The 5,842-nt window shown below is 71.8% G+C and carries 5 protein-coding genes; 3 read left to right on the top strand and 2 right to left on the bottom strand.

Going from position 1 to position 5,842, the window contains the following annotated elements; genetic code table 11:
* The first annotated feature begins 273 nt into the window (after nt 1-273).
* The gene (trpS, locus tag ACX9I7_RS32200) at nt 274-1,290 is read left to right on the top strand and encodes a tryptophan--tRNA ligase (protein WP_459389342.1); all 1,017 of its coding nucleotides are present in this window, start codon (nt 274-276) and stop codon (nt 1,288-1,290) included.
* A 42-nt stretch (nt 1,291-1,332) separates the two neighbouring features.
* Here the strand turns inward: trpS and ACX9I7_RS32205 are convergent, their stop codons facing one another.
* Nucleotides 1,333-2,337: a GlxA family transcriptional regulator gene (locus tag ACX9I7_RS32205; RefSeq protein WP_387578146.1), complete on the bottom strand. Its 1,005-nt coding sequence runs from the start codon at nt 2,335-2,337 to the stop codon at nt 1,333-1,335.
* A gap of 104 nt (nt 2,338-2,441) precedes the next feature.
* Between ACX9I7_RS32205 and ACX9I7_RS32210 the strand changes: the two genes are divergently transcribed.
* Entirely contained in the window at nt 2,442-3,023 is a 582-nt protein-coding gene (locus ACX9I7_RS32210) for a cysteine hydrolase family protein (RefSeq protein ID WP_459389343.1), read from the top strand.
* Nucleotides 3,024-3,101: 78 nt separating this feature from the next.
* On the opposite strand, the gene proC is transcribed toward ACX9I7_RS32210, so the two are convergent.
* On the bottom strand, nt 3,102-3,911 hold the full coding sequence (gene proC / locus ACX9I7_RS32215) for a pyrroline-5-carboxylate reductase (protein WP_189457458.1): 810 nt from the start codon (nt 3,909-3,911) through the stop codon (nt 3,102-3,104).
* A 326-nt stretch (nt 3,912-4,237) separates the two neighbouring features.
* Between proC and ACX9I7_RS32220 the strand changes: the two genes are divergently transcribed.
* Complete coding sequence (locus tag ACX9I7_RS32220; RefSeq protein ID WP_459389344.1) at nt 4,238-5,824, top strand: SulP family inorganic anion transporter; 1,587 nt, start codon at nt 4,238-4,240, stop codon at nt 5,822-5,824.
* Nucleotides 5,825-5,842 lie beyond the last annotated feature (18 nt).

A 5,842-nucleotide genomic window follows, 5' to 3' on the forward strand; every position in this document is an offset into this window, starting at 1 on the left:
AGTGCCGCCCCGTCGTCCTCGCGGACCCCGTGGCAACTCGAAGGACTCTACACGAGCCTGTAACCATCATCAAACCAGTGGCGCAAGTGGGTTTGGCGGGCGTACGGTCGGCCGCATGACGAAGCATGCCCGCACCCAGCTGTGGTGGGCCGCCTGACGGCGGCCCGACCTCGCGCGCAGCGCGCATGCATCCAACGGCCGCCGCCTCGGCGGCCGTTTTTGCTGTCCGTGGCGGTGGTCCCGACTCTCAGGACCCAAGGAGCCACGACACCCATGACCCGGATCTTCAGCGGCATCAAGCCCACCGGCCACCTCACCCTCGGCAACTACCTCGGGGCCCTGCGCCAGTGGGTCACCGTCGACCAGCACCGGGCGGACGCCCTCTTCTGCGTCGTCGACCTCCACGCCCTCACCGTCGACCACGACCCGGCGCGCGTCCGCCGGCTCAGCCGGCAGGCGGCGACCCTGTTCCTCGCCGCCGGACTGGACCCCGCCCTCTGCACCCTCTTCGTACAGAGTCACGTCGACGAGCACACACGGCTCTCCTACGTCCTCGAGTGCACGGCGAACGACGGGGAGATGCGGCGGATGATCCAGTACAAGGAGAAATCCGCGAAGGAACGGGCCGCGGGAGGCAGCGTCCGGCTGTCTCTCCTCACCTATCCCGTGCTGATGGCGGCGGACATCCTCGCCTATGGGGCGGACGAGGTCCCGGTGGGTGACGACCAGGCGCAGCACGTCGAGCTCACCCGCGACCTGGCCGTGCGGTTCAACCAGCGGTACGGGCACACGTTCACGGTGCCGAAGGCCGTGCTCCCGGCCGTGGCGGCACGGGTCATGGACCTCCAGGACCCCACCTCCAAGATGGGGAAGTCGCATGGGGAGACGTCCGGCATCGTTTATCTGCTCGACGAGCCGGACGTGGTGCGCCGGAAGGTCATGCGCGCGGTGACCGACAGCGGGAGCGAGGTCGTCCACGACCGGGAGGCGCGGCCCGGCGTCGCGAATCTGCTGGAGATCCTGGCGGCGTGCACGCAGGCGGCGGGCGATGGTGGCGGCGGTCCGGCGGAGCTGGCCGCGCGGTACAGCTCGTACGGGGCGTTGAAGAAGGACACGGCCGACGCGGTCGTCGAGACGCTGCGGCCGATCCGGGACCGGCACGCGGAGCTGTGCGCGGACCCCGGGTATGTCGACGAGGTGCTGCGGGCCGGTGCCGAGCGGGCGCGGTGGCTCGCCAAGCCGACGGTCGACGCCGCGTACGAGGCGATCGGCCTGCTTCCCGCGAGGTGACGGGCGCACCCGCCGCCCGGCGCACAGCGGACAGCGGCCGTCTCACCCCACCGCGCGGAAGGACCTGCGGTAGTCGCGCGGGCTGGTGGCGAGGCGGGCGGCGAAGTGCTGGCGCATGGTGACCTCGCTGCCGAAGCCGCAGCGGCGGGCGACCTCGGGCATGGGTAGGTCCGTGCGTTCGAGGAGCTGCTGTGCCGCGGCGACGCGCTGGTCGAGGAGCCACTGGATGGGGGTCGTCCCCGTGGTGGCGGTGAAGTGGCGGGCGAAGGAGCGCGGTGACATGCCGGCCCAGCGCGCCAGGTCGGCGACGGTGAGCGGTTCGGACAGCCGACGGAGCGCTCGTTCGCGTACCGCCGCGAGGGTGTCCGATGCCTCGCGGTCGTCGGCCGTCGGCGCGGGGTGCTCGATGAACTGTGCCTGGGTGCCCGTGCGGAAGGGGGCGGTGACCATCGAGCGGGCGATGGTGGCCGCCGCCTCGGCGCCGTGGGCGGTACGGACCAGGTGGAGGCAGAGGTCGATCCCGGCGGCGACGCCCGCCGCCGTCCAGACGCCGTCGTCCTCGACGAAGAGGGCGTCCGGCACGACCTCGACGTCCGGGTGGGCGGCGGACAGCAGAGTCGTGAGGTTCCAGTGGGTGACAGCGCGCCGCCCGTCGAGGAGCCCGGCCTGGGCGAGTACGAAGGCTCCCCCGCACAGCGCCGCCACGGGAACACCGGCCCGGTGCGCCTCGCGCAGCGCGTCCAGGACGGGCTCGGGGACGGTGGCCAGGTGGTCTTCGACGCCGGGGACGACGACGAGATCGGCGGTGGCCGTCCAGTCCAGGGCCTCGTCGGGGGCGAGGGTGAGGCCGCCGGGCATCCGCACGGGCGCGCGGTCCGGCGCGCAGCGGCGGAGTTCGAAGTGCGGGGCGCCGCGCCCGGTGCGGTCGACGCCCCAGACCTCGGCGATGACGGCGACGTCGAAGGCTCGTATGCCGGGAAACGCGACGAGGGCGATGCGCTGGGCGGGGCGATGCGCGATGCGCTGGGCGGTGCCGGTTGGCTGCATGACGGTCATGCTGCACCAGATGCGGCACCCTGTGGCGCTAATCCATCGAACAGGGTCTCTTCTGCCACTGTCGGCCCTTGTGCGGCGCCGAAAGGATGATGGACATGGAGATCAACGAACTCGCCAAGAACGCCGCCCTCATCGTCATCGACGTGCAGAAGGCCTGGCACGATCCGTCCTTCCCGCCCCGGGACAACCCCGCCGCCGAAGGCAATATCGCCGCGCTCGTCGACGCCTGGCAGGAGGCTGGCCGGCCGGTCGTCTTCGTGCGGCACGACTCGCTCAAGGCGGACTCCCCGCTCCGCCCCGGGCAGGAGGGGAACGACTTCCAGGACTTCGTCGAGGAGCGCCGGGGCCGGGGCACCGGTCCGGAGCTGCTGCTCACGAAGACCGTGAACTCCGCCTTCATCGGCACGCCGGACCTGCGGAGCTGGCTGGACGCGGCGGGGATACGGCAGATCGTCGTCGTGGGCATCATGACGAACTGGTGCGTGGAGACCACCGCCCGGATGGGCGGCAATCTCGGCTACGACGTGATCGTGCCGCTCGACGCCACGCACACGTTCGACGCCGTCGGTCCCGACGGCCGGGTCCTCACGGCCGCCGAGCTGGCGCGGGCGACGGCGGCCAATCTGCACGCGGGCGGTTTCGCGAAGGTCGTCTCCACGGCGGCGCTGCTGGGCTGAGTGCCCGGGCCGGCCGGTCTCGTCAGCTATGGGCCGTTAGCCGTGGGGCGTCAACCGTGGGCCGTCAGCCGTGAGGCGTCAGCTGTGGCCGGTGCCCAGTTCGCGGCTGCGGTCGCGGGCGGCCTCCAGGGCGGCGATCAGGGCGGCGCGTACGCCGTGCTTCTCGAGCTCGCGGATCGCGCTGATGGTCGTACCGGCGGGCGAGGTGACGGCCTCGCGGAGCTTCACCGGGTGCTCGCCGCTGTCGCGGAGCATGACCGCGGCGCCGATGGCGGCCTGGACGATCAGGTCGTGGGCCTTGTCCCGGGGGAGGCCGAGGAGGATGCCGGCGTCGGTCATGGCTTCGACGAGGTAGTAGAAGTACGCCGGGCCGGAGCCGGAGAGGGCCGTCGCCGCGTCCTGCTGCGACTCGGGGACGCGGAGCGTCTTGCCGACCGGCTTGAAGATCGCCTCGGCGCGGAGGAGGTGGTCCTCGGTGGCGTGGGAGCCCGCGGAGATGACGGACATGCCCTCGTCGACGAGGACGGGGGTGTTCGGCATGACGCGGACGACGGGGACGCCGGCCGGCAGCCGCTCCTCGAAGAAGGCGGTGGGCACGCCGGCCGCGGCGCTGATGACGAGGCGGTCGGCGGGCAGGTGCGGGGCGAGCTCCTCGAGGAGGGTGCTCATGTCCTGCGGTTTGACTGCCAGGATCAGGGTGTCGGCGGTCTTGGCGGCCTCGGTGTTGCTGACCACCTCGACGCCGTAGCGGGCGCGGAGCGCCTCGGCGCGGTCGGCGCGGCGGGCCGTGCACATCAGGTCGTCCGTGGACCAGCCCGCGCGGATCATGCCGCTGAGGAGGGCCTCGCCGATCTTTCCGGTGCCGAGGACGGCGACTCTCTGCTGCACGGGGGCTCACCTCTTCGTTCCGCTGGGCTCGCTTCATCCTCCCACCTCGGTCGCCCGGGGGGCGCCCGGGGAAGCGGTAGCTCCCCTTTCCCGACACGGCGTTTACACCGTGGTTACAAATCAACTCGGCGATCTGCACCACGACTTGGCCAAAATATGGTCGAGTGATTAACAGCCCGGCGCCGCAGGGACGACGGCGCCGGCGCCACTTGTCGCCGTGCGCTCATCAGCGCCCCCCGCTGCCCATCGGCCCCTTACTCCACCTGTCTGGCAACGATCCTCATCGCATCGCTGCGCGCGCCTCGAGCGCGCTGGAGGCAAACCTCATGCAGAAGACCCTCTTCCGCCGTGTCCGCACCACCGTCGACCGCGTTGGCCTTCTCGCCAACCTCCGGGCCGATTTCGCCGCGTCGCTGGTCGTCTTCCTCATAGCCGTGCCGCTCTCGGTGGGCATCGCCGTCGCGTCCGGCGTCCCCGTGGAGCTGGGCCTCGTGACCGGCATCGTCGGCGGCCTGCTCACGGGCCTGCTGCCGGGCAGCAGCATGCAGGTCAGCGGCCCGGCGGCCGGCCTGACGGTGCTGGTCTACGAGGCCGTACGGGAGTACGGGCTCAGGGCGCTCGGCGTGCTCGTCCTCACCGCCGGGCTGCTGCAGGTGGCGATGGGGCTGCTGAAACTGGGCCGCTGGTTCCGGGCCATCTCGGTCGCGGTGGTGCAGGGCATGCTCGCGGGCATCGGCATCGTCCTGATCGCCGGGCAGCTATACGCGCTCGCCGACGCGGACGCGCCGGCCGGAGCGCTCGAGAAGCTCGGCGGGCTGGTCACCCTGCTCACCGATACCCTCGCCTCGGCCGACTCGCTCGCCGCGCTCGCCGTCGGCGTCGGCACGGTGGCCGTTCTGGTGCTGTGGCCACGCTGGCAGTGGGGCGCGCGTCTCGTCCCGGCGCCCCTGGCCGCGGTCGCGCTCGCCATGACGGCGGTCGGGCTGCTCCGGCTGCCCGTCGACCGGGTCCGGGTGCGTGGGCTCTTCGACGCCATTCAGCCACCGTGGAGTGGCGATTTCGCGCGCTTGACCGAGTTCGGCGTCCTGGGAACGGTGCTCGCCTTCGCGCTCATCGCCTCGGCCGAGACCCTCTTCAGCGCCGCCGCCGTCGACCGGCTCCACGACGGACCGCGCACGGACTACAACAAGGAACTCATCGCCCAGGGCGCCGGCAACACCGTCTGCGGCGTGCTCGGAGCCCTGCCCATGACCGCCGTGATCGTCCGCAGCTCCGCCAATGTGCACGCGGGCGCCCGGACGAAGGCATCCCGCGTCCTCCACGGCGTATGGCTGCTGGTCTTCGCGACGCTGCTGCCCTGGGCCCTGGAACTCGTCCCGGTCGCGGCGCTCGCGGGGGTGCTCGTCCACGCGGGCTGGAAGCTCCTGCCGGGCCGCGAGCTGGGCCCGCTCTGGCGGGACCACCGCGGCGAGGTCGCGGTGCTGGTGACGACCACCATCGCCATCGTCGTGACCAACCTCTTCGAGGGCGTGATCGTCGGCTTGCTGCTGGCCATCGTGAAGGCGGCCTGGGAAACCTCCCACGTCCACATCGAGACCACGACGACGAGGGACGGCCGGGTACGGGCACGGGTGCTCGGCAACGCCAACTTCCTGCGCCTGCCCCGGCTCCTGGACGAGCTCGACGCCCTGTACCGGGACGGCGACCGGTCCGGTGACCGGGTCAGCCGCGGAGCGGAGCGCGGAATGGAGAGCGGAGTCGAGCGCGGAGTCGAGCTGGACCTCACCGGCCTTCGCCATATGGACCGGGCCGTGCACACCGCGCTCTCCGGCTGGGCGGAACGGCACGGTTCCCTGCGGGACGGCGACGGGAACGGCGATGGAGAAGCCACAGGACGAGTCGTCGCGGTATAGGCACGGATATAGGTGCCC

It is taken from the genome of Streptomyces sp. L500, assembly GCF_054551825.1.

Bases quoted from the DNA above. Each gene is read 5' to 3' on its own strand.
- ACX9I7_RS32205 (WP_387578146.1), bottom strand. From the start codon at position 2,337: ATGCAGCCAACCGGCACCGCCCAGCGCATCGCGCATCGCCCCGCCCAG.
- ACX9I7_RS32210 (WP_459389343.1), top strand. From the start codon at position 2,442: ATGGAGATCAACGAACTCGCCAAGAACGCCGCCCTCATCGTCATCGAC.
- ACX9I7_RS32220 (WP_459389344.1), top strand. From the start codon at position 4,238: ATGCAGAAGACCCTCTTCCGCCGTGTCCGCACCACCGTCGACCGCGTT.
- trpS (WP_459389342.1), top strand. From the start codon at position 274: ATGACCCGGATCTTCAGCGGCATCAAGCCCACCGGCCACCTCACCCTC.